This window comes from Oerskovia gallyi (assembly GCF_014836745.1).
Lineage (GTDB): Bacteria > Actinomycetota > Actinomycetes > Actinomycetales > Cellulomonadaceae > Oerskovia > Oerskovia paurometabola.
In genome coordinates, this window is the sequence record NZ_JACSQE010000012.1 from 5,096 (window position 1) to 27,821 (window position 22,726).

Genomic DNA, 22,726 nt, shown 5'->3' on the forward strand with positions numbered 1-22,726 from the left:
GCACCGGTCCAGTTGGACCGGTGCGCCGCCGTCGTGCACCTGGAAGAGGACCTCAGCGCGGAGGCGTCTCCCCCGCGGGGGGCGTCGTCGGAGGCGTGTCCGGACCGGTCGGCGGGACCCCTGGGCTCTTGGGCTCGACGATCGGGTCGGTCTGCGTCGCAGGGACCCCCGGGCTCTTGGGCTCGACGAGCGGATCGGTGTGCGTCGCGGGGACCCCCGGGCTCTTGGGTTCGACGACCGGCGCCGCGTGAGCCGACGTGCGGGTCGGCGGCGTGACGGGCGGGGTCGTGGGAGCCGGGGTCGTCGGTGCGGGCGTGACCGGTGCTGCGGGCGCAGCGTGGGCCGGGGTGTGCGTCGCCGGGGCCGGGGCCGCCGACAGGTTGCCGCCCGAGGAGTAGCCGTCCGACGTCTCGACCGCGACGGCCGGGCCGCTCGCGATCCGCCGCAGAGCGATGCCGATGAGGATGAACAGGATGCCCAGGCCGATGACCAGTGCCGAGACGCCGTAGGCGACGACCGAGGTGAACAGCGAGGCGCGCAGGAACGAGGCGTTCATGACCGTGGCGCGCCGCTCGTCGTCCTGCGGGAGCTCGGCGTAGGTCTGGCCGTCGCTGATCTCGAGCGCGTGCTTGTTGATGACCTCCGCCTGGGCGTAGGCGGTGAACGGACCGTTGACGTGGCGTCCTGCGAGGAAGTCCGCGTCGTCGGACACCGTGATGTCCTCGGCCGACAGCTGCGAGGTGACGACCCCCCACGTGACGCCACCGGCGATGATCATGACAATCCCGGCGATGACGGTGAGGATCCCGATGACCCCTACGCCCTTCGCCGGCCGAACCGTGACAGTGCTGGACATTGCGATATCCCTCCCCGAGCCGATTCTTTGATGTCAACGTAGCGACGATTCGTCGTCTCCGCCGGACGAAAGGTCTGTTCGACCCCGAATCAGGCCAGCCGGGCACGGCCCGTGGACGCGTCGATGGGAGAATCCTGGGGTGAGGATCACCCATGTGACGGACTGCTACCTGCCGCTGCTCGGCGGCATAGAGACCCAGGTGAGCCGCCTCGCGGCCCAGCAGGCCGCGGCCGGCCACCACGTCGAGGTGGTCACCACGACGCCCGCGGCGCCCGGCGAGCACGGCATGAGCCGCGAGGTGCACGACGGCGTCACGATCCACCGCGTGGCCGCCCGGATCCCCGGTGGCTACCCCGTGCACCCGCGGGCCGCCCACCACGTGGCACGTCTCCTGCGGGACGCGCGCCCCGACGTCGTGCACCTGCACATGGGCGTCCTCACGCCGTCGGTGCAGGCGTCGCTCAAGCCCGTCGCCCACCTGGGCCTGCCCGCGGTCCTGACCGTGCACAGCGTGTGGGGCTCCGCCGAGCGGTGGTTCGCCGCTCTCGACCGCGTCACGCACTGGTCGCGCCTCCCGATCCTGCTGTCGGCCGTGAGCGAGCTGACGGCCGCCCCGCTGCGCCGCATCGCCGGGCCCGACGTGCCCGTCGAGATCCTGCACAACGGGCTGGACCTCGACGAGTGGGCCGTCCCGCGCGTCGAGCGGGACGCGCGCGGCGAGGGCAAGGCCGTGCACGTCGTCGCCGCGACCCGGTTCGCGCCCCGCAAGCGGGTCCTGCCGCTGCTCGAGTCGATCCGGCAGGCCGTCGAGCGCCTGCCGCACGACGCGCTGTTCGCGACGATCGCGGGCGAGGGCCCCGAGCTCGACGCGGCCCGCCGCTTCGTCAAGGAGCACGGGCTCTCCTCGACGGTCAGCCTCCCGGGGCGCCTCGGCGCGCACGAGCTCAAGCGCCTCTACTCGCGCGCCGACGTGTTCGCGGCCCCCGCGATCCAGGAGTCGTTCGGGATCGCGGCGCTCGAGGCGCAGGCCGCGGGCCTGGTGGTGGTGACGCGCGCGGAGTCCGGGGTGGCCGAACGGCTGACGGACGGGGTCGACGGCCTGCTCGCCGACGACGACGACGCGATGACGGACCAGATCGTGCGGCTCGTGACGCAGGACGGTCTGCTCGACCGCATCGTCGCGCACAACCGCGCGGTCCGGCCGTCGAGCGGGTGGCCGAGCGTGCTCGCGGACGTCGAGAAGGCGTACGAGAAGGCGGCGGCGTACCGCGAGGAGCGGACGGCGGGCACCGCGCGGGGCTGAGCGGTCAGCCCGCGGGGCGGGCGTCCAGGTCCAGGACGTGCCGGCGCTCGAACTCGATCCGGTCCCCGCCGAGCAGGCCCGTGATGGCGGCCGGGTCGTTGTCGAGCACACCGACCATGCGGTCACCGTCCACCTCGGTCACGAGCACCCACATGCGCTCCCCGATCCCCTCGTCGGGGAGGAAGACGAGCTTGACCAGGGCTCCGGGAACCACGCCGGACGTGTCCTCGGGGATCGGAAAGGTCTCGGGGTGCTGCGCGTTCCGCCCGACGACGGCGCGGAGCGACCACCGTACGGGGTCCGGCCGGTGCCCGGGGCCGTCGTCCTCCGGCAGGTCCCGCAGCATCCCGTCCTGCTTGCGGTCGAGCGTGCCGTCGTCGAGCATCTGCTCCACGATCCGGGTGTTGTAGGGCCCGAGGACGGTCCACGATCCCACCGTGTCGGCGCGTGCGGCCCGGAGGGCGACCTGCGCGCGACGGAGTGGGAGCTTCGCGAGCCCGGGGTCGAGCACGAGCAGGTCGTGGAAGTGCACGACCACCTGCTGGGACTCGGGTGCCTCGACCGCGGAGAGGTACGTCCAGCCGTCGGGCCACCGCAGGACCCGGGTCACAGGCATACCGCGCTCCAGGACCTCGACGCTCGAGACCACGAGCTCGTCGAGTGCGGGCACCTGCGAGCGCCGGGAGCGGCCGAACATCAACGGTGCCCGTGGAGGCGCAGGCGGGCAGCACGAGGGTCCATGACGGGCAAGGTACCGCAGACCCGCCGAGGCCGTCCGCAGGCGGTGCGCTCCGCCGTCGGGCCTGCGGGTGCGGCCCGACCCCGCACCACCCCGGACGCCGAAGGGCCGGCCCCTGCAGATCGCTCTGCGGGGGCCGGCCCTTCGTGGCTCAGCGGGAGGTCACTCCCACTCGATGGTGCCCGGCGGCTTGCTCGTCACGTCGAGCACGACGCGGTTGACGTCCTTGACCTCGTTCGTGATGCGCGTCGAGATGATCGCGAGGACGTCGTACGGCAGACGGGTCCAGTCCGCGGTCATGGCGTCCTCGGAGGACACGGGGCGCAGCACGATCGGGTGGCCGTAGGTGCGGCCGTCGCCCTGGACGCCGACCGAGCGGACGTCGGCCAGGAGCACGACGGGGCACTGCCAGATCTCGTCGTCCAGGCCGGCCTTCGTGAGCTCCTCGCGCGCGATCGCGTCGGCCGCGCGCAGGATCTCCAGGCGCTCGGCCGTGACCTCGCCGACGATGCGGATGCCGAGACCGGGGCCGGGGAACGGCTGACGGGCAACGATGACCTCGGGCACGCCGAGCTCGCGGCCCACGGCGCGCACCTCGTCCTTGAACAGGGCTCGCAGCGGCTCGACGAGCGAGAACTGCAGGTCGTCGGGCAGGCCGCCCACGTTGTGGTGGCTCTTGATGTTCGCGGTGCCCTCGCCGCCGCCGGACTCGACGACGTCCGGGTACAGGGTGCCTTGGACGAGGAACTTGACCTCACCACCGTGCTCGCCCGCGTCCGCGACGATGTCGCGCGCCGCCTGCTCGAACGCGCGGATGAACTCGCGGCCGATGATCTTGCGCTTGGTCTCGGGGTCCGAGTGGCCCGCGAGCGCCGAGAGGAAGCGCTGCTTCTCGTCCATGACGACGAGCTTGACGCCCGTGGCCGCGACGAAGTCGCGCTCGACCTGCTCGACCTCGCCCGCGCGCAGCAGGCCGTGGTCGACGAACACGCACGTGAGCTGGTCGCCCACGGCCTGCTGGACGAGGGCCGCGGCGACCGAGGAGTCGACGCCGCCGGACAGGCCGCAGATGACGCGTGCGTCCCCGACCTGCTCGCGGATGAGTGCGATCTGGTCGGCGATGACGTTGCCCGGGGTCCAGTCACCGGCGAGGCCGGCGCCCTGGTACAGGAAGTTCTCGAGAGCCTTCTGGCCCAGCGGGGAGTGCTTGACCTCGGGGTGCCACTGCACGCCGTACAGGCGACGCTCGGTGTTCTCGAAGGCCGCGACCGGCGAGCCCGCCGAGGTCGCGAGGACCTCGAAGCCCTCGGGGGCCGCGTGCACGGCGTCGCCGTGGCTCATCCAGGCGGTCTGCTGGTCGGGCGAGCCCGAGAGCAGCGCACCGGCCTGGCAGACGTCGACCGACGTCCCGCCGTACTCGCTGAGCCCGGTCTGCGCGACCGTCCCGCCGAGCGCCTTGGCCATGGCCTGGAAGCCGTAGCAGATGCCGAGGACGGGCACGCCGGCCTCGAACAGCGCGGGGTCCACGAAGGGCGCGCCCTGCGCGTACACGGACGACGGACCGCCGGACAGGATGATCGCTGCCGGGTCCTTGGCGAGCATCTGCTCGACGGTGAAGGTGTGAGGGACGATCTCCGAGTACACCTTGGCCTCACGCACGCGACGCGCGATCAGCTGGGCGTACTGTGCGCCGAAGTCGACGACCAATACGGGCCGGGGGGCTGAGGGGGTGGGTGTCACCAGCCCAGGATAGTTGGCCCGAGGCCGATCCCCGGCATCGGTCCAGCACGTGCGACGGGGATCACTGCGCGCGTCAGGCGGGCAGCCGCTCGCGCAGCTCGCGCGCGGCCCGCTCGGGATCGGCCGCACCCGTGATCGCGCGGACCACGACGATGCGCTCGGCGCCCGCGTCCAGCACCTGGTCGAGCCTGTCGGCGTCGACACCCCCGATCGCGAACCACGGCGTGGTCGGCGCCGTCGCCGCGACCTGTCGCAGCAGGTCGAGCCCGACGGCGTCGCGCCCCGGCTTCGTGGGCGTGGCCCAGAGGGGGCCGACGCAGAAGTAGTCGACGTCGGGGTCGGCCTCGGCGGCTGCGGCCTGGGTGAGCGAGTGCGTCGAGCGGCCCAGGAGCGGGCCCGCTCCGAGGAGCGACCGGACCGCGGGCACGGGCAGGTCGCCCTGACCCATGTGCACGACGGGGGCCCCGGTCAGCAGCGCGACGTCGGCCCGGTCGTTGACGGCCCACAGCGCCCCGTGCTCGGTCGCGACGCGCGCGACCGTCTCCTGGAGCTCGAGCTCGCGCGCGACGTCGAGCGTCTTGTCCCGGAGCTGGACCACGTCGACCCCGCCCGCGAGCGCCGCGTGCAGGAAGTCCTCGAGGTCGCCGCGCTCCTCGCGCGCGTCGGTGCACAGGTACAGCCGGGCGGCGCGCAGCCGCTCGACGGTGCCCGCGCGGGGGGCGGTGTGCTGTCGGGCCTCGGCGTCGCCGGTCGGAGCGGTGGTCACGGCGCCCAGGATAGGCACGGCTCGTCGGGGGCGCGGTCGGGGCGCAGCCCGTGGGCACGCCCCGGGCGTGGTCGGCGTGCGTTGTAGGGTGGCCGCGAAGCACGGGAGCCCCGTTCGGGGCTGAGAGGGCGAGAGCCGACCGTCGAACCTGATCTGGGTCATGCCAGCGAAGGGAGCGAGCGCATGAGCGCAGCCCTGTCCACCGACCACCCTGCCCTGCCCGCGCGCCCACCCGTGCCCGACGGCGCCACGGACGTCGTCGTCGTGGGCGGCGGCATCGTGGGGCTCACCGCGGCGTGGCGGGCCACGCGTGCAGGTCTGCGCGTGACCGTCCTGGACCCGGCGCCGGGCGACGGCGCGACCCACGCGGCGGCCGGGATGCTCGCCCCGGTGACCGAGGCCGACTTCGGCGAGGAGGCCGCGCTGCGCCTGGGCGCCGACTCCGCCGCGCGGTGGCCCGCGTTCGCGGCCGAGCTCGAGGCCGACTCGGGGCTCGACGTGGGGCTGCGGGCCACGGGCACGCTCACGCTGGCCTACGACGGGGACGACCTGGCCCTCGGGCGGCGCGTGCGTGCGCTGCAGGAGGCGTGGGGGCTCGACTCGACCGAGATCACGGTCGCGGCCGCCCGGGAGCGCGAGCCGCTCGTCGGGCAGCGCGTCGCGGGCGCGTTCTGGGCGCCGGGAGACCACCAGGTCGACCCGCGGGCGGTGCACCGCGCCCTGACCGCGGCCCTCGCACGGGACCCGCGCGCCGCCGTCGTGCACCGCCGGGCCGTCCGGCTCCTGCGCTCGCCAGGACCGGGCGCCCCCGTGACCGGGGCTCTCGACGACGCGGGCCACGAGCACCGGGCGGGGACCGTGGTCCTCGCGGCAGGTGCGGACTCGGGGGACCTGCTCGCGGACGTCCCCGAGGTCACGGCCCCGACCCGTCCGGTGAAGGGGCAGACGCTCCGGCTCGACGCCCCGCCCTGGTTCACGCTCGACCACGTGGTGCGCGGCGTCGTGCAGGGACGTCCGGTGTACGTCGTACCGCGTACGCCCGGACCCGACGGGCACCGCGAGGTCGTCGTCGGCGCGACGAGCGAGGAGCACCCCGACGACCGGCGCGCGACCGCGGGCGGCGTCTTCGCGCTCCTGCGGGACGCCCGCGCGCTGCTCCCCGCGCTCGACGAGCTGGCCCTCGTCGAGGTCACGCCGCGCGTGCGCCCGGGCACCCCCGACAACCTGCCGCTCCTGGGAGCCACGAGCGTGCCCGGCCTGGTCCTCGCGACGGGCCACTACCGCAACGGCGTGCTGCTCGCCCCGGTCACGGGCGCAGCGATCGACGCGGTCCTGACCGGCCAGCCGCTGCCGCCCGCGGTCGCGGCGATCGACCCCCTGCGCTTCTCCCCCGCGTCCGCCCCTTCCCCCACGCCCACCCCCCGGAGGACCACATGACCGGCACCGCGCTCGTCAACGGCGAGCCCTATCCGCTCGCCGTGCCCACGACCGTCACGGCCCTCGTCGCCGCGTTGCTGCCCGAGCTCCTCGGGGACACGGGCGACGTCCCCCGGGGCGTCGCGGTCGCGATCGACGACGCCGTGCTCCCCCGCAGCACGTGGGCGTCCACGACCCTGCACGACGGCGACCGTGTCGAGGTCGTCACGGCGGTGCAGGGTGGTTGAGGACCCGCAGGACCGCGCGGCCGACGACTCTCTCGTCGTCGCGGGCGTGCCGCTCGGCTCGCGCCTCGTCATGGGCACGGGCGGCGCCGCGAACCTGCTCACGCTCGAGGAGGCGCTCGTCGCGTCCGGCACCGCGCTCACGACCGTCGCGATGCGCCGCGTCGCGCGGGTGCGTCCGTCGGGTGGCGCGGGCGGCGACGGGGGTGCGGGCGAGACCGGCATCTGGGGCCTGCTCGACCGCCTCGGCATCCGCGCCCTGCCCAACACCGCGGGCTGCTTCTCCGCCAAGGAGGCCGTCCTCACGGCCCACCTGGCCCGCGAGGCCTGCGGCACCGACTGGGTCAAGCTCGAGGTCATCGCCGACGACGTGACGCTGCTGCCCGACCCGATCGGGCTCGTCCAGGCCGCCGAGACCCTGGTCCGCGACGGCTTCACCGTCCTGCCCTACACCAACGACGACCCGATCCTCGCGCGCCGCCTCGAGGACGTGGGCTGCGCGGCCGTCATGCCGCTGGGCGCGCCCATCGGGTCGGGGCTGGGCATCCTCAACCCGCGCAACATCGCAGCCATCGCGTCGGCGGCCCGCGTGCCCGTGATCCTGGACGCGGGGATCGGGACCGCGTCGGAGGCCGCGCACGCCCTCGAGCTCGGGTGCGACGGGGTTCTCCTGGCAACGGCGGTCACCCGCGCCGCCGACCCCGTGCGGATGGCCACGGCCATGCGGCTCGCGGTCGAGGCCGGACGGCTCGCGGCGCTCGCGGGCCGCATCCCGCGCCGCGAGCAGGCCCTCGCGAGCTCGCCCGTCGACGGCATGGTGGGCCGGGCCGGGCTCACGGGGTCCGGCCTGCTGGGCGCCGGCAACCTCGACCTGGCGCTCTGACCCGGCGCAGTGCCGGAGCACTCCCGCTGAGGTAGAACGTCCTGCTCGAGGTAGAACGCACCGGGTTCTACGTCACGCAGAACGTTCTACCTCGCCGACAGCGAGGAGAGCGAGGAGAGCGAGGAGAGCGAGGAATCAGTAGGTCGGGCGGCCCGGCTCGACGTCCCGCACCCACGCCAGGACCCCGCCCTCGACGTTGCGCGCGTCCACGCCCGCGGCCCGCGCGAGGCTCGCGACCCGCTCGGACCGGCCTCCGACCTTGCACAGCACCGCGACCGTCCGGTCGCGCGGCAGGTCCGCGAGCGCCGCGGCCGCCCCGGGCCCCGCGTAGACCCCGCTGGGCACCACGCGGGCGCCGTCGAGCGAGAGGATCTGCGTCTCCCAGTCCTCGCGCACGTCGAGCAGCAGCAGGTCGTCGTCGGGGTCCGCGAGGCGGTCGGCGAGCTCGCGAGGGGTCAGGCTCGTGGGCGTCGGCCCCGTCCTGCCCGGCACCCGGGCGAGGTCGACCGCGAGGCGGCCGTCCGCCGTCGGGCCGGAGAAGAGGTCCGCGCCGGACGAGAGACCCGACGGGACCTCGACCGAGCCCACGTCGTCTACCGGGGCGAACCCGCAGAACGCCTCGTACGCGTGGTCCCCCGCCAGGAGCCCCGTCACCGGGACGCGGGCCGGGTCGGCCCGGATCGCGAGGTGGCGCCACGTGAGCTCGAGCGAGTCGTAGACCGCGAGGCGGCCCAGGAGCGTGCGGCCCGCACCGGTGATCAGCTTGATGGCCTCGGTCGCCATGACCGAGCCGACCGTCCCGCACATGGCGCCCAGGACCCCGCCCGTCGCGCAGTCGGGCACGGTGCCGGGCGGCGGCGGCTCGGGGAACACGTCGCGGTAGACGACGCCCTCCCCGACCGGCGGCGCCGACCAGAAGACGCTGACCTGGCCCTGGAAGCGGAAGATCGAGCCCCACACGCAGGGGATGCCCGCGATCTCGGCGGCGTCGCCCACGAGGTAGCGGGTCGCGAAGTTGTCGGTCCCGTCGAGGACGACGTCGTAGCCCGCCAGGACGTCGAGGACGTTGGTCGCGTCGAGGCGCTGCTCGTGCAGGCGGACGCTCACGTGCGGGTTGACCTCCGCGAGGGCGTCCCGCGCCGAGACGACCTTGGGTCGCCCCACGTCCGAGCCGCCGTGGATGACCTGGCGCTGGAGGTTGGAGACCTCCACGCGGTCGTCGTCGACGATGCCGATCGTCCCGACGCCGGCCGCCGCGAGGTAGAGCAGCGCGGGGCTGCCCAGCCCGCCCGCGCCCACGACCAGGACGCGCGCGGCCCGCAGGCGCTGCTGGCCCTCGACCCCGATGCCCGGCAGCGCCAGGTGCCGCGAGTAGCGGGCCAGCTCCTGCGCAGACAGGGGCTCGGCCGAGGGGGCGACCAGCGGCGGCAGCGAGGTCATCGCGCGTACTGCTCCACGAGGGCGTCGAGCTTGGCCTCGGCCTCGCGGTGGACCTTCTTCTCGAGGATGAAGGACATGACGGGCACGACGCCCGCGAAGACCATGGTCGCGAGTCGTCCCCAGCTCCAGCGCATCTTGGACCACAGGTCCAGGACCGTCACGAGGTAGACCACGTAGACCCAGCCGTGCGCGAACGGGATCCAGCCCACGAAGCGCATCACGCCGTCGACGTCGACGAACTGGCCGACGCCGTACTTGACGATCATCTCGACGCACAGGATCAGGAGCATCACACCGGTGATGAGGGCCATCACGCGGTAGCGCTGGAGCGCGCCGCGGGCCTTGCGGACGGCGCGGTCCACGACCTCCTGCGACGGGGCGTCCGCCACGGCGTCGGAGGTCTTCTGCGAGCCGGCGGGGTCGGGCGTGGTCATGGGAAGGTTTCCTTACGCTGAGCGAAAATCCGTGGCCCGGTGTCGGTGGCCACACCTAATGTTAATGACCGTGCGCCCCCTCCCCCTCCCCGACCCTGGCACCCCTCCGCTCACCGGCCCCGGTGCCTTCCTGTGGTGGCTCGCGCGCCGCCAGTGGGGGATCCTCCTGGCCGCCGTCCTGCTCGGCATGGTCACGTTCGTGTGCCAGGCCGTCATGCCCTACGTGCTCGGTCGCGCGCTCGACGAGGGTCTCGACGAGGGCTTCGGCGCGGTCCTTCTCGGCTGGGCCGCGGTCATGCTGGGCATCGGCCTGGTGCAGGTGGGCGCGGCCGCTCTCGGGCACCGCTTCGACATCGAGAACTGGCTGCGCTCGGCCTTCACCACCTCGCAGCTCGTCGGCGACACCGTGGCGCGCTCGGGGCACACCATCACCGACGAGCTCCCCACGGGAGAGGTCGTGTCCGCGGTCGCGTCCGACGCGCTGCGCGTGGGCGAGGTCTACGCGATCGCGGCGCGCTTCGCGGGCTCCCTCATGGCGTACGCCGTGGTCGCGGGGATCATGCTGAGCACCTCGCTCCAGCTCGGCCTCGTGGTGATCCTCGGGCTGCCCGTCGTCGCGGGCATCCTCGCGTTCCTCGTCAAGCCCCTCCAGCAGCGCCAGGCCGCGCAGCGCGAGGCGTCGGGCCGGCTGACCACCCTGGGCGCGGACACCGTCTCGGGCCTGCGCATCCTGCGCGGCATCGGCGGCGAGAAGGTCTTCACGGACCGCTACCGCACCCAGTCGCAGGCCGTGCGCGAGACGGGCGTGCGGGTCGCGACCACGCAGTCCTACCTCGACGGGCTCCAGGTCCTGCTGCCGGGGCTGTTCGTCGCCCTGGTCCTGTACCTGGGCGCGCACGCGGCCGTGGCCGGGGACATCAGCCCCGGGCAGCTCGTCGCGTTCTACGGGTACGCCGCGTTCCTGTCGTGGCCGCTGCAGATCGCGACCCAGACGCTCCAGATCACGACGCGCGCCCACGTGGCCGCGAAGAAGCTCGTCAAGGTGCTCTCGGTCGTCCCCGCGACGGGCGCGACCCCCGGCACGGCGTCCGCGCCGCCCGCCGGGGCGGCCCTGGTCGACGACGCGAGCGGTGTCGAGCTCACGCCCGGCCGCGTCGTCGCGCTCGTGAGCGTGGACCCGGACGAGTCGGCGCGCATCGCCACGCGCATGGGCCGGTTCGACGACGTCGCGGAGGCGGGCACGCCCGTGCACCTGGGCGGGATCCGGCTCTCCGACCTCGACAAGGACGTGGTGCGCGAGCGCATCGTCGTCGCCGAGGCCACGCCCCACCTGTTCTCGGGCGTGCTCGGCGAGGAGATCGACGTGCGCGGCGGGAGCCTCGAGGCCGAGCTCCTGCGGGCCGTCATGATCGCCGACGCGCACGACGTCCTGGACTCGGTGCCCGACGGCCTCGCGGGCGAGCTCCCGGAGAAGGGCCGCTCGTTGTCCGGCGGCCAGCGCCAGCGCGTCGCCCTGGCCCGCGCGATCCTCACCGACCCCGAGATCCTGGTGCTCGTCGAGCCCACGAGCGCGGTCGACGCCCACACCGAGGCCCGCATCGCCGAACGCCTCGCCGAGGTCCGGCGCGGGCGCACCACGCTCATCGTGACCGCGAGCCCGCTCGTGCTCGACCACGTCGACGACGTCCTGTTCGTCGAGGACGGCCGCGTCGTCACGCACGGCACGCACCGTGAGCTCCTGCACCGCCCGCACGACGCCCACCAGGGCGCGGAGGCCTCGCGCTACCGCGCCGTCGTCGGGCGCTCGATGGACGAGACGCCCGCAGTCCCCGAGGACGACCACCTGCCCATGGGCTCCGCCGAGCTCACCGACGCCTCGAAGGGCGTGTCATGAAGCTCCCCGTCGCGGACGCCTCCCAGGTCCGCCAGCACACCGCCTACCTGGTCCGCGAGCACCGCAGGCCGCTCATCGGCCTCGCGGTCCTGCACACCGTCGCGGCGATCGCCGGGCTCGCGGGCCCGTGGATCCTGGGCCGCCTCGTCGACGCGGTCGCCCAGGGCACCACGTCGGCCTACGTCAACCAGGTCATCGCGATCGGCGTGGGCGCGGTCCTCGTCCAGGCCGTGCTCATCCGCTACGCCCAGAAGTCCTCGATGATCTTCGGGGAGACGGTCTTCGCCGAGCTCCGCGAGGACTTCCTGGAGACCGTCACGACGCTGCCGTTGTCGACCGTCGAGCGGGCCGGCACGGGAGACCTGGTCGCGCGCACGACCAACGACGTCAACCGTATCCAGCACGCCGTGCGGTTCGGCGTCCCGCGCCTCATCGTCGCGGTCGTCACGATCCTGCTCACGGTCGTGGCGAGCATGCTCACCTCGCCGCTCGTGGCCGTGTCGCTGTTCCTGGGCGTCCCGCTCATGGTCGTGGTCTCCCGCTGGTACCTTCGGCGCGCCTCGCCCGGCTACCAGCGCGAGTCCGCGGCGTACGCGGCGCTCAACGGCACCATCACCGAGTCGGTCGAGGGTGCCCGCACCGTCGACGCCCTGCGCCTGGGGGCCCGGCGCCGGGCCCGGGTCGAGGCGGACCTGCGCGAGGCCTTCGCGGCCGAGAAGTACACGCTGAACCTGCGCACGGTCCTGTTCCCCGCGGTCGACTTCACGTTCGTGCTCGCGCCCGTCGCAGTGATCGTGTGGGGCGGCTACCTGCTCTCGACGGGGCACGCCACGATCGGCGCGGTGACGACCATCGCGATGTACGCGTTCCAGCTCGCCGGGCCCGTCTGGGAGCTCATCTTCTGGCTCGACGAGATCCAGGTCGCCGCGACCTCGCTCGCGCGCATCGTGGGCGTCAAGCTCGTCGACAGCGACCGCGAGGCCGGGGACGAGGTGCCCACGGACGAGCACGTCGTGGCGCGGGACGTCGAGTACGCGTACCGCGAGGGGCACAACGTGCTGCACGGGATCGACCTCGACCTCGCGGTCGGCGAGCGCCTGGCGGTCGTCGGTCCGTCCGGCGCGGGCAAGTCGACGCTCGGGCGCATGCTCGCGGGCATCCACCCGCCCACGGGCGGCTCGGTCACGGTCGGCGGCGTCGAGCTGGTCGACCTCCCGCTCGACGACCTGCGCCGTCACGTCGCACTCGTCACGCAGGAGCACCACGTGTTCGTCGGGTCGCTCGCGGACAACCTGCGGCTGGCCGACGAGCACGCGGACGACGACGCGCTGCTCGGGGCCCTTGCTGCGGTCGACGCGCGTGGCTGGGTCGAGACGCTCCCCGAGGGGCTCGCGACCGAGGTCGGCTCGGGCGGTCACGTGCTCACGCCCGCGCAGGCGCAGCAGGTCGCGCTCGCGCGCCTCGTGCTGCTCGACCCGCACACCTTGATCCTCGACGAGGCGACGTCGCTGCTGGACCCGCGAGCGGCCCGGCACCTCGAGCGCTCGCTCAACGCCGTCCTCGAAGGACGGACGGTGGTCGCGATCGCGCACCGCCTGCACACCGCGCACGACGCCGACCGGGTCGCGGTCGTCGACGGGGGGCGCATCACCGAGATCGGTCCGCACGACGAGCTCGTCGCCGCGGGTGGCGACTACGCGCGACTGTGGAGCTCCTGGCAGCAGGAGTGAGCCCGTTCCCCTCGCGGGACCGTTCAGGGCGTGGCCGGTGTCCGGCCACGCCCTGAACGCCGTCCTGCGACGCTCTGACCTGCCGGTACGCTCTCGCCAGTCCGACATGTCCCGGCGCCGTCCGACGACCTGACAGGACGACGAGGTCCTCGGCGCACGCCCGGGTGCACAGCAGGCACCACGCCCTGCTTCCAGGCATTCCCCAGCAAGAGCCCTCACGATTGGTTGAACGTTCAACGAGGATGCGAGGGGCCATGAAGAAGACGATCGCGCTGACCGTCGGGATCGCGACGCTGTGCGCGCTCCTGCTGCTGGGCGGCACGTGGGTCTACGCCCGCTCGCAGGCCGGCACGGAGGCCGCTCCCCTGTCGGTCGGCTCGGCGACGGCCACCGACGACGCCACGGCCGGCGGGAGCGCCGACACCGCAGGCTCGTCCGTCGACGGCGTCCAGGACGGCGTCTACGCCGTGGACACCGACTCCCAGGCGGGCTACCGCGTCGACGAGGTGCTCTCTGGGCAGGACGTGACCGTGGTCGGCCGCACGGGCGACGTCCGCGGCGAGGTCACGGTCGAGGGCGGCATCCTCACCGCGGCGAGCATCGAGGTCGACATGACGACGATCGAGACCGACGACTCTGGACGCGACCGGCAGTTCCTGCGCATCCTCGACACCGGCGAGCACCCGACCGCGACCTTCGTCCTCACCGCCCCCGTCGACCTCTCGAGCCTCGCGAGCGGAACGGCCACCGTGCAGGCCACCGGCACGCTGACGATCAAGGGCGTCTCGCACGACGTCACGGCGACCCTCGACGCCCGGACCACGGGCGACGGGGCGCAGGTCAGCGGGTCGATCCCCGTCACCTTCTCCGACTACGACGTCGCGGCGCCGAACCTCGGCTTCGTCCAGGTCGAGGACGCGGGCACGGTCGAGATGCTGCTCGACCTCACGCCGTCGGACGGCTGACGGGGTCCTGCGGCAGGTCGGGCAGCCCTGCGATCCCGCCCCCGACCCCGTCGGAGCGCTTGCGCCCGCCCGCGGCCTCGTCGCGCACGAGCCGCACCCACAGGGCGACCGCGAACGCGCCGAAGATCCACCACTGGAGCGCGTAGAAGGCGTTCTGGACGTTGACCCCGTTGCCCCCCTCGATGGTCGGACGGGGCAGCAGGTGCGGGCCGCCGTCGGCCGCGGCGAGCTGCGCCGGGTCGGACTCCATGAGCACCAGGTAGCCGCCGTAGATGGGGTTGCCCCACTCGTTGGCGAGGGCCGCCGAGGAGATCGAGTCCGTCTGCCCCTCGGGCAGGCCGCCGGTCCCGGCGGCCTCCGAGGCCTGGAGGTACGCGGTGACCCGCACCTCGCCCGAGGGTACGGCGAGGGCCGCGTCGTCCTCGGCGTCCGCCGTCGGGACCCAGCCCCGGACGACCGGGACCACGGGCGGGCCGGACAGGCCGGCCCAGGACTCGCCGCCCGTGCCGTCGTCGCTCACGCGCAGCGGCGTCAGGACCAGGTAGCCCGTGCGCCCGTCGAGCGCGCGCCCCGCGACGAGGAGCTGCCCCTCGGGCTCGTACTCGCCCTCGACCCAGGCCTGGCGTCCCACGAGCTCGCCCGGGAAGGTCGACTGCGGAGGGAGCAGCACGCCGAGGCCTTCGGGTCCGGCGGCCTCGGCCTCGGCGATCTCGTGCTGCTCGGCGAGCTCGGCCCGCTGGTAGGCACGGTCGAGCTGCCACACCCCGAGACGACCGCACACGGCCGCCGCGAGGAGAAAGAGCAGCAGGAAGCCGATCATGCGGGGGCGGCGGGCGACAGCCCAGAAGCCGGGGCGAGAGGGGGCCTGGTCGGACACGACTCCACGGTAGCCGCGCGGGGGTGGCCCGAGAGAATCCCCGACCCCCGACGTGACCCAGACCACTGTCCCGGGCACGATCGCCCGTCCCGGGACCTCTCGACGAGCCGATCGGGACCTTCGTCCTTTTCTTCCCCGACAGACGCACCTCACATCCCGTGGGGCCGTCGAAACCATGCGTTGCCCCCATGGATGAGGTTGTATGAAGGTGCCACCATTCCCCGGTACAGCTGGAGCGTGCGATGACTACGACCACCTCGCGTCCGACAGAAGGAACCCCTTGGCGATCCGCCGAGGTCGCCCCCCTCTCCGAGGAGACGCTCGCGCGCGTCGACGGGTGGTGGCGGGCCGCCAACTACCTGTCGGTGGGCCAGATCTACCTGCTCGCGAACCCGCTGCTGCGCGAGCCCCTCACCCGCGACGACGTCAAGCCGCGCCTCCTCGGCCACTGGGGCACGACGCCGGGCCTGAACTTCCTGTACGCGCACCTGAACCGCGCGATCGTCGAGCGTGAGCAGTCGACGATCTACGTCACGGGCCCCGGTCACGGTGGGCCCGGCCTGGTCGCGAACTCGTACCTCGAGGGCACGTACTCGGAGGTCTACTCGGACATCACCCAGGACACCGAGGGCCTGCGCCGGTTGTTCCGCCAGTTCTCGTTCCCGAGCGGCATCCCCTCGCACGTCGCCCCGGAGACCCCGGGGTCGATCCACGAGGGCGGCGAGCTCGGCTACGCGCTCTCGCACGCCTACGGCGCCGCGTTCGACAACCCGGACCTCCTGGTCGCCGCGGTCGTGGGCGACGGCGAGGCCGAGACCGGCCCCCTGGCCACGAGCTGGCACTCGAACAAGTTCGTCAACCCCGTCAACGACGGTGTCGTGCTGCCGATCCTGCACCTCAACGGGTACAAGATCGCGAACCCCACGATCCTCGGGCGCATCAGCGACGACGAGCTGCGCGACCTCATGATCGGCTACGGGCACACCCCGTACTTCTTCACGGGCGGGTTCGACGGCGAGGACCACTACGAGGTCCACCGGCGCTTCGGGGTCCTGCTCGACGAGGTGCTCAACCACATCGCGCAGATCAAGGCCGACGCCGCAGCGGGCAACGACGAGCGCCCGGCGTGGCCCATGATCGTCTTCCGCACCCCCAAGGGGTGGACGGGCCCCAAGACGATCGACGGCAAGAAGACCGAGGACTCCTGGCGCTCGCACCAGGTGCCGCTCGCGAGCGCGCGCGACACCCCCGAGCACCTGCAGGACCTCAAGGACTGGCTCGACTCCTACCGCGTCCACGAGCTGTTCGACGACGAGGGCCGTCTCGACGCGGACGTCGCTCGCCTGGCGCCCCGGGGCACGCTGCGCATGAGCGACAACCCGCACACCAACGGCGGCCTGCTGCTCAAGGACCTGCGCCTGCCCGACTTCCGCGACTACGCGGTCGAGGTCAGCGCGCCCGGTGGGGGCATGTCGGAGGCGACCAGGGTCCTGGGCCAGTGGCTCACGGACGTCGTGCGCCTCAACCCGGACAACTTCCGGATCTTCGGCCCCGACGAGACCGCGTCGAACCGCCTGCAGGCCGTCTACGAGGTCACGGACAAGCAGTGGAACGCGGACTTCTTCGGGCCCGACGTCGACGAGCACCTCGCGCGGGCGGGTCGCGTCATGGAGATGCTGTCCGAGCACCAGTGCCAGGGGTGGCTCGAGGGCTACCTGCTGACGGGTCGCCACGGCCTGTTCTCGTGCTACGAGGCGTTCATCCACATCATCGACTCGATGTTCAACCAGCACGCCAAGTGGCTCAAGATCACGAACGACATCCCGTGGCGCCGCCCGATCGCGAGCCTCAACTACCTGCTCTCGAGCCACGTGTGGCGCCAGGACCACAACGGCTTCAGCCACCAGGACCCGGGCTTCATCGACCACGTCGTGAACAAGAAGGCGGAGATCGTCCGCGTCTACCTGCCGCCGGACGCCAACACCTTGCTCTCGACGTACGACCACGTCCTGCGCTCGCGCCAGTACGTCAACGTCGTGGTCGCGGGCAAGCAGCCGGCGCCGAACTTCCTCACCATGGACCAGGCGGTCGCGCACTGCACCCGGGGCCTGGGCATCTGGGAGTGGGCCGGCAGCGAGGTCCCGGGCGAGGACCCCGACGTCGTGCTCGGCTGCGCGGGCGACGTCCCGACCCTCGAGACGCTCGCTGCGGCCGACCTGCTGCGTCAGCACCTGCCCGACCTCAAGGTGCGCGTCGTCAACGTCGTGGACCTCATGCGCCTGCAGGACGAGAAGGAGCACCCGCACGGGCTCTCCGACCGCGACTTCGACACGCTCTTCACCACGGACAAGCCCGTGGTCTTCGCGTACCACGGGTACCCGTGGCTCATCCACCGCCTGACCTACCGCCGCAACGGTCACGACAACATCCACGTGCGCGGCTACAAGGAGGAGGGCACGACCACCACGCCGTTCGACATGGTCATGCTCAACGACCTCGACCGGTTCCACCTGGTGATCGACGTCATCGACCGCGTGCCGTCGCTGCGCTCGAAGGCGGCGGGCCTGCGCCAGAAGATGGTCGACGCCCGCCTCGAGGCACGGCAGTACACGAGAGAGCACGGCGAGGACATCCCCTCGGTCCGTGACTGGGTGTGGCCCGACGCGGGCGACACCGCGACAGAAGGGAGCGGCCCGTCGTACGACGCGGCCGCCGCTACCGGAGGCGACAACGAGTGACCAGCACCGCCCGATCCATCTACCTCGCCTCACCCGAGGGCGAGACGGGGAAGTCCACGATCGCGCTGGGCGTCCTCGACCTGCTGACCCGTCGGGTCCAGCGGGTCGGGGTCTTCCGGCCCGTGACCCGGACCGCCCCGAGCTCCGTCGCGGGGGCCACCGCCCCCGTCGACGGGGCCGGCTCCGCCGCCGTACCCCCCGCCGCTGACCGCGACTACGTGCTCGAGCTGCTGCTCGCGCACGACGGTGTCGACCTCACCTACGAGGAGGCCATGGGCGTCACGTACGACGACGTCCACGCCGACCCCGAGGCCGCCCTCGCCCAGATCGTCGCCCGGTACCACGAGGTCGCCAAGCAGTGCGACTTCGTGGTGATCGTCGGCACCGACTACACGGACGTCGCAGGCCCGACCGAGCTCGCGTTCAACGCGCGCATCGCGGCCAACCTGGGCGCCCCGGTGCTCCTGGTCGTCTCGGGCCGCGACCGCACGCCCGAGGCCATCGCGAACCTCACCGAGGTCAGCGTCAACGAGCTCCGCTCGAACCACGCCCAGCCCATCGCGGTCATCGCGAACCGCTGCCGTCCCGAGAGCATCGACCAGGTGCGCGCCCAGCTCTCGACGATCACGCCCGAGGGCCAGGGCCCCCACTCGGCGTCGGGCTCGCTGCCCGGGTGGGCCATCCCCGAGGACCCGTTCCTCAACGCACCGACCGTGGCCGCGATCATGGAGGCCGTGGGCGGACGGCTCGCGCTCGGCGACCCCGAGCTGCTGGGCCGTGAGGTCCTCGACCTGCTGGTCGGCGCCATGTCGCTCGAGCACCTGCTCGAGAAGCTCGTCGACGGCGCCGTGGTCATCACGCCCGGTGACCGCAGCGACATCCTCATCGGTCTGCTCGCGGCCCACCAGGCGCGCAACTTCCCGTCGCTCGCGGGGATCGTGCTCAACGGCGGCTTCTACCCGACCGACTCGACGGGTCGCCTGGTCGAGGCCCTCGACCCGAGCCTGCCGATCATCCGCACGGACCTCGGGACGTTCCGGTCGGCGAGCGCCGCGTCGCGCGTGCGCGGTCGGGTGTCCAAGGAGTCGCAGCGCAAGGTCGACACGGCGCTCGCGCTGTTCGAGCAGAACGTCGACGGCGCCGCGCTCGTCGCGGGTCTCGACGTGCCGCGCCCGGAGGTCGTCACGCCGCTCATGTTCGAGTACGAGCTGCTCTCGCGGGCCCGGTCCGACCGCAAGAACATCGTGCTGCCCGAGGGCGACGACGACCGCATCCTGCGTGCGGCCTCGACCCTGCTGGGCCGCCAGGTCGCCGACCTGACGATCCTGGGCGACGAGCAGTCGATCCGTGCGCGCGCGACCGAGCTGGGCCTCGACATCGACGCCGCGACCGTGATCGACCCGCACGACCCCGAGCTCGTCGAGCGCTTCGCCGAGGAGTACACGAGGCTGCGCGCCCACAAGGGCATGACGGTCGAGCGTGCGCGCGAGATCGTCCCGGACGTGTCGTACTTCGGCACCATGATGGTCCACCTGGGCCTGGCCGACGGCATGGTCTCGGGGGCGCGCCACACGACGGCCCACACCATCAAGCCGTCGTTCGAGATCATCAAGACCGTGCCGGGCGTCTCGGTCGTGTCCTCGGTGTTCCTCATGTGCCTCGAGGACCGGGTCCTGGTCTACGGCGACTGCGCCGTGAACCCGGACCCGACCGACACCCAGCTCGCGGACATCGCGATCTCGTCGGCCGCGACGGCCCTCCAGTTCGGCATCGACCAGCGCGTCGCGATGCTGTCCTACTCGACCGGCGAGTCCGGCTCGGGCGTGGACGTCGACAAGGTGCGCTCGGCGACCGAGCTCGTGCGCACGCGCCGCCCCGACCTGTTCGTCGAGGGCCCCATCCAGTACGACGCCGCGGTCGACGCGTCGGTGGCGGCGTCCAAGATGCCGGGCTCGGACGTCGCCGGCAAGGCGACGGTCTTCATCTTCCCCGACCTCAACACGGGCAACAACACCTACAAGGCGGTGCAGCGCTCGGCGGGCGCCATCGCGGTGGGCCCCGTCCTCCAGGGCCTGAACAAGCCCGTGAACGACCTCTCGCGCGGTGCCCTGGTCCAGGACATCGTCAACACCGTGGCCATCACGGCCATCCAGGCACAGGCGGGCTCGACCACCGAGCCCGGCACGAACGGAGCACCCGCATGACCGTCCTCCCGGAGCACGAGCGCTCGAACCCGTACTCGGCGTACGGGGCGCACGGCTCGGTCCTCGTGATGAACTCGGGGTCGTCCTCGCTCAAGTACCAGCTCGTCAACCCGGTCGGCGGCGAGGCCATCGCCGCGGGGACCATCGAGCGCATCGGCGAGTCGAACGGTGTCATCAAGCACCGCTTCGCGGGCAACACGACCGCGCGTGAGGAGCCCGTCCGCGACCATGCGGAGGCGCTGCGCATCGCACTGTCGCTGTTCGACGAGGTCGGGCCGCGGCTCGCCGACGCCAACGTGTACGCGGTGGGTCACCGCGTCGTCCACGGTGGCGCCCAGTTCTCCCGTCCCGTCCTGGTGGACGACGAGGTCGAGCGTCAGATCCTCGACCTGGCTCCCCTCGCACCGCTGCACAACCCGGCGAACGTCACGGGCATCTCGGTCGCCCGCGAACTCCTGCCCGACGTGCCGCACGTCGCGGTGTTCGACACGGCGTTCTTCTCGTCGCTCCCGGAGGCGGCCTCGACGTACGCCCTGGAGAAGACGACCGCGCAGAAGTACGGCGTGCGCCGGTACGGCTTCCACGGCACGAGCCACCACTACGTGTCGGGCAAGGTCGCGCGGGTCCTGGGCCGACGGCTGCAGGACCTCAACATCATCGTGCTGCACCTCGGCAACGGCGCGTCGGCCTCGGCCGTGCGCGGCGGCATCGCGGTCGACACCTCGATGGGCCTGACCCCGCTCGAGGGCCTGGTCATGGGGACCCGCACCGGGGACATCGACCCCGCGGTGATCTTCCACCTCGCGCGCAACGCGAACATGTCGATCGACGAGCTCGACGACCTGTTCAACAAGCGTTCGGGCATCAAGGGTCTCGCGGGCGAGAACGACTTCCGCGCGCTGCACGAGCTGATCGCCGACGGGAACGAGGACGCGAAGCTCGCGCTCGACGTGTACATCCACCGGTTGCGCAAGTACATCGGCGCGTACATGGCCGTGCTGGGCCGTATCGACGTCATCGCGTTCACGGCCGGTGTCGGCGAGAACGACGACATCGTGCGCGCCCAGGTCGTCGAGGGCCTCGCTGGCCTCGGCATCGCGGTCGACCCGGGGCGCAACGCGGTCCGCAGCAAGGAGCCGCGCGTCATCTCGCCCGACTGGACGAGCACGCTGGTCATGGTCGTGCCGACCATGGAGGAGCTCGCGATCGCCCGCCTGAGCGTGGAGATCGTGGAGGAGACCGAGAAGGCCGGGAAGCCCGTCACGTTCCCGCCCGCAACGTCGGCAGCATCGGCAGCGCCCGCTGAGCCGGCGGCGGCCCAGGAGCCCGAGGCGCCGCAGGAGTCCTGACCTCTCCCCCGCCGTCGTCGCGCACCCGAGCACGGCGCGACGGCACGTGCGCGCGCACGGCACTGCCCGCGCACGACCCGAGCCACGCCTCGACCCTCTAGGGTCGAGGCGTGGCTCTTCTCATCGACCCGCCGACCTGGCCGGCCCACGGGACCTCGTGGTCCCACCTCGTCTCGGACTCCTCGCTCGACGAGCTGCACGGCTTCGCCGAGCGGCTGGGGCTGGGTCGGCGCGCGTTCGACCTCGACCACTACGACGTCCCGGCCGAGCGCCACGCGGACTGCGTCGCCGCGGGGGCCCAGGACGTGTCGGGGCGCGAGCTCATCGTGCGGCTGCGGGCCTCGGGGCTGCGCGTCCCGGCCCGCGAGCGGGCGGCGGCCAAGGCCGCGGCCCTGCTGGCACGGTGGGACGCGACGCTGCCGGGGGTCCCGGGGGCGCCCGAGGTGGGTGAGGACCTGGTCGCCCGCTGGCACGAGCCGCACCGCGCCTATCACGGGCCCGCGCACCTGGCTCACGTGCTCGACTCCCTCGCGGTCCTGGAGGGCCGCTCGCCGGGCGTGCCCTCTCCCGGGGAGCCTGCGCCGTCGGGCACGTCGCTGCGCGCGCAGCTCGCCCTGTGGTTCCACGACGCGGTCCACGAGGGTGTCGCGGGGCAGGACGAGGAGGCGTCGGCCGCGCTCGCGGTGGAACGCCTGTCCGGGCTCGTCCCCGGCCCGACGACGCCGCTCACCGGTGACGGGCCTCTCCCGTCGGGCGGGGCGCGCCTGACGCCCGACGACGTCGCGGAGGTCGCGCGGCTCGTCCGTCTCACGGCCACGCACGACCCGGCCCCCGACGATGCCGCGGGTGCGCTCGTGTGCGACGCCGACCTCGCGATCCTCGGCAGCGCGCCCGACCGGTACGCCCGCTACGTCCGGCAGGTGCGGACCGAGTACGCCCACGTGCCCGACGAGCAGTTCGCGGCGGGCCGTGCCGCGGTCCTCGGACAGCTTCTCGCGCTCCCGTCCCTCTTCCGGACACCGCTGGCACGCGACCGCTGGCAGGAGCGTGCCGAGCAGAACCTGCGGACCGAGCTCGCGGGTCCGGGCGCGCACGGTCACGCGCACGGCGGCGACGTGCACCACTAGGCGCGGCCGGGACGACCGAC

18 protein-coding genes are annotated in these 22,726 nt (G+C 73.0%); 11 read left to right on the forward strand and 7 right to left on the reverse strand.

Going from position 1 to position 22,726, the window contains the following annotated elements; genetic code table 11:
• Positions 1 to 52: 52 nt before the first annotated feature.
• The gene (locus tag H9640_RS19720) at positions 53 to 856 is read right to left on the reverse strand and encodes a hypothetical protein (RefSeq protein WP_318243787.1); all 804 of its coding nucleotides are present in this window, start codon (positions 854 to 856) and stop codon (positions 53 to 55) included.
• Positions 857 to 995: 139 nt separating this feature from the next.
• Between H9640_RS19720 and H9640_RS14515 the strand changes: the two genes are divergently transcribed.
• A complete protein-coding gene (locus H9640_RS14515) occupies positions 996 to 2,159 on the forward strand; it encodes a glycosyltransferase family 4 protein (RefSeq protein WP_191791434.1) in 1,164 nt (387 codons plus the stop codon).
• Between the two features lie 4 nt (positions 2,160 to 2,163).
• On the opposite strand, the gene H9640_RS19725 is transcribed toward H9640_RS14515, so the two are convergent.
• The 3 genes from H9640_RS19725 to thiE all read right to left on the reverse strand — a co-directional run bounded on the left by H9640_RS19725 (position 2,164) and on the right by thiE (position 5,413).
• Complete coding sequence (locus tag H9640_RS19725; protein ID WP_318243788.1) at positions 2,164 to 2,829, reverse strand: DUF2314 domain-containing protein; 666 nt, start codon at positions 2,827 to 2,829, stop codon at positions 2,164 to 2,166.
• A 231-nt stretch (positions 2,830 to 3,060) separates the two neighbouring features.
• Positions 3,061 to 4,638, reverse strand: a complete 1,578-nt coding sequence (gene guaA / locus H9640_RS14525) for a glutamine-hydrolyzing GMP synthase (RefSeq protein WP_191791438.1) — start codon at positions 4,636 to 4,638, stop codon at positions 3,061 to 3,063.
• 73 nt (positions 4,639 to 4,711) lie between these two features.
• Positions 4,712 to 5,413, reverse strand: coding sequence for a thiamine phosphate synthase (gene thiE, locus H9640_RS14530; RefSeq protein ID WP_449867006.1), 702 nt, complete (start codon positions 5,411 to 5,413; stop codon positions 4,712 to 4,714).
• A gap of 174 nt (positions 5,414 to 5,587) precedes the next feature.
• Between thiE and thiO the strand changes: the two genes are divergently transcribed.
• The 3 genes from thiO to H9640_RS14545 all read left to right on the forward strand — a co-directional run bounded on the left by thiO (position 5,588) and on the right by H9640_RS14545 (position 7,948).
• On the forward strand, positions 5,588 to 6,841 hold the full coding sequence (thiO, locus tag H9640_RS14535) for a glycine oxidase ThiO (protein WP_191791442.1): 1,254 nt from the start codon (positions 5,588 to 5,590) through the stop codon (positions 6,839 to 6,841).
• Positions 6,838 to 7,068, forward strand: coding sequence for a sulfur carrier protein ThiS (thiS, locus tag H9640_RS14540; protein ID WP_191791444.1), 231 nt, complete (start codon positions 6,838 to 6,840; stop codon positions 7,066 to 7,068). The genes thiO and thiS overlap by 4 nt, the downstream gene beginning before the upstream one ends.
• Before the next feature lie 70 nt (positions 7,069 to 7,138).
• A complete protein-coding gene (locus H9640_RS14545) occupies positions 7,139 to 7,948 on the forward strand; it encodes a thiazole synthase (protein WP_204810390.1) in 810 nt (269 codons plus the stop codon).
• Positions 7,949 to 8,083: 135 nt separating this feature from the next.
• Here H9640_RS14545 and moeB read toward each other — a convergent pair whose 3' ends face one another.
• Positions 8,084 to 9,388 (reverse strand): molybdopterin-synthase adenylyltransferase MoeB, encoded by a 1,305-nt coding sequence (gene moeB, locus H9640_RS14550; RefSeq protein WP_191791448.1) that lies wholly within the window; start codon positions 9,386 to 9,388, stop codon positions 8,084 to 8,086.
• Complete coding sequence (locus H9640_RS14555; protein WP_191791450.1) at positions 9,385 to 9,822, reverse strand: DUF3817 domain-containing protein; 438 nt, start codon at positions 9,820 to 9,822, stop codon at positions 9,385 to 9,387. Before H9640_RS14555 ends, moeB begins: the two co-directional genes overlap by 4 nt.
• A 64-nt stretch (positions 9,823 to 9,886) precedes the next feature.
• On the opposite strand from H9640_RS14555, the gene H9640_RS14560 reads away from it, so the two are divergent.
• The 3 genes from H9640_RS14560 to H9640_RS14570 all read left to right on the forward strand — a co-directional run bounded on the left by H9640_RS14560 (position 9,887) and on the right by H9640_RS14570 (position 14,411).
• On the forward strand, positions 9,887 to 11,716 hold the full coding sequence (locus H9640_RS14560; protein WP_191791452.1) for an ABC transporter ATP-binding protein: 1,830 nt from the start codon (positions 9,887 to 9,889) through the stop codon (positions 11,714 to 11,716).
• Positions 11,713 to 13,446: an ABC transporter ATP-binding protein gene (locus H9640_RS14565; RefSeq protein WP_191791454.1), complete on the forward strand. Its 1,734-nt coding sequence runs from the start codon at positions 11,713 to 11,715 to the stop codon at positions 13,444 to 13,446. The genes H9640_RS14560 and H9640_RS14565 overlap by 4 nt, the downstream gene beginning before the upstream one ends.
• Positions 13,447 to 13,700: 254 nt before the next feature.
• Positions 13,701 to 14,411 (forward strand): YceI family protein, encoded by a 711-nt coding sequence (locus tag H9640_RS14570; RefSeq protein WP_191791456.1) that lies wholly within the window; start codon positions 13,701 to 13,703, stop codon positions 14,409 to 14,411.
• Here H9640_RS14570 and H9640_RS14575 read toward each other — a convergent pair.
• Positions 14,392 to 15,288: an SURF1 family protein gene (locus tag H9640_RS14575; RefSeq protein ID WP_318243789.1), complete on the reverse strand. Its 897-nt coding sequence runs from the start codon at positions 15,286 to 15,288 to the stop codon at positions 14,392 to 14,394. The two genes, H9640_RS14570 and H9640_RS14575, sit on opposite strands and share 20 nt — an antisense overlap.
• 242 nt (positions 15,289 to 15,530) lie before the next feature.
• Between H9640_RS14575 and H9640_RS14580 the strand changes: the two genes are divergently transcribed.
• From H9640_RS14580 to H9640_RS14595, 4 genes are all read left to right on the forward strand, one after another.
• The gene (locus H9640_RS14580; RefSeq protein ID WP_191791458.1) at positions 15,531 to 18,026 is read left to right on the forward strand and encodes a phosphoketolase family protein; all 2,496 of its coding nucleotides are present in this window, start codon (positions 15,531 to 15,533) and stop codon (positions 18,024 to 18,026) included.
• Positions 18,023 to 20,230 carry a phosphate acetyltransferase gene (gene pta / locus H9640_RS14585; RefSeq protein WP_191791460.1) on the forward strand — a complete coding sequence of 736 codons (2,208 nt, stop codon included), beginning with the start codon at positions 18,023 to 18,025 and terminating at the stop codon, positions 20,228 to 20,230. The genes H9640_RS14580 and pta overlap by 4 nt, the downstream gene beginning before the upstream one ends.
• On the forward strand, positions 20,227 to 21,579 hold the full coding sequence (locus H9640_RS14590) for an acetate/propionate family kinase (RefSeq protein WP_191791461.1): 1,353 nt from the start codon (positions 20,227 to 20,229) through the stop codon (positions 21,577 to 21,579). The genes pta and H9640_RS14590 overlap by 4 nt, the downstream gene beginning before the upstream one ends.
• Before the next feature lie 110 nt (positions 21,580 to 21,689).
• Positions 21,690 to 22,706 (forward strand): DUF4031 domain-containing protein, encoded by a 1,017-nt coding sequence (locus H9640_RS14595; RefSeq protein WP_191791463.1) that lies wholly within the window; start codon positions 21,690 to 21,692, stop codon positions 22,704 to 22,706.
• Positions 22,707 to 22,726 lie beyond the last annotated feature (20 nt).

Bases quoted from the DNA above. Each gene is read 5' to 3' on its own strand.
- H9640_RS14545 (WP_204810390.1), top strand. From the start codon at position 7,139: ATGGGCACGGGCGGCGCCGCGAACCTGCTCACGCTCGAGGAGGCGCTC.
- H9640_RS14565 (WP_191791454.1), top strand. From the start codon at position 11,713: ATGAAGCTCCCCGTCGCGGACGCCTCCCAGGTCCGCCAGCACACCGCC.
- thiO (WP_191791442.1), top strand. From the start codon at position 5,588: ATGAGCGCAGCCCTGTCCACCGACCACCCTGCCCTGCCCGCGCGCCCA.
- H9640_RS14580 (WP_191791458.1), top strand. From the start codon at position 15,531: ATGACTACGACCACCTCGCGTCCGACAGAAGGAACCCCTTGGCGATCC.
- H9640_RS19720 (WP_318243787.1), bottom strand. From the start codon at position 856: ATGTCCAGCACTGTCACGGTTCGGCCGGCGAAGGGCGTAGGGGTCATC.
- H9640_RS14555 (WP_191791450.1), bottom strand. From the start codon at position 9,822: ATGACCACGCCCGACCCCGCCGGCTCGCAGAAGACCTCCGACGCCGTG.
- H9640_RS14560 (WP_191791452.1), top strand. From the start codon at position 9,887: ATGACCGTGCGCCCCCTCCCCCTCCCCGACCCTGGCACCCCTCCGCTC.
- H9640_RS14570 (WP_191791456.1), top strand. From the start codon at position 13,701: ATGAAGAAGACGATCGCGCTGACCGTCGGGATCGCGACGCTGTGCGCG.
- moeB (WP_191791448.1), bottom strand. From the start codon at position 9,388: ATGACCTCGCTGCCGCCGCTGGTCGCCCCCTCGGCCGAGCCCCTGTCT.
- thiS (WP_191791444.1), top strand. From the start codon at position 6,838: ATGACCGGCACCGCGCTCGTCAACGGCGAGCCCTATCCGCTCGCCGTG.
- H9640_RS14590 (WP_191791461.1), top strand. From the start codon at position 20,227: ATGACCGTCCTCCCGGAGCACGAGCGCTCGAACCCGTACTCGGCGTAC.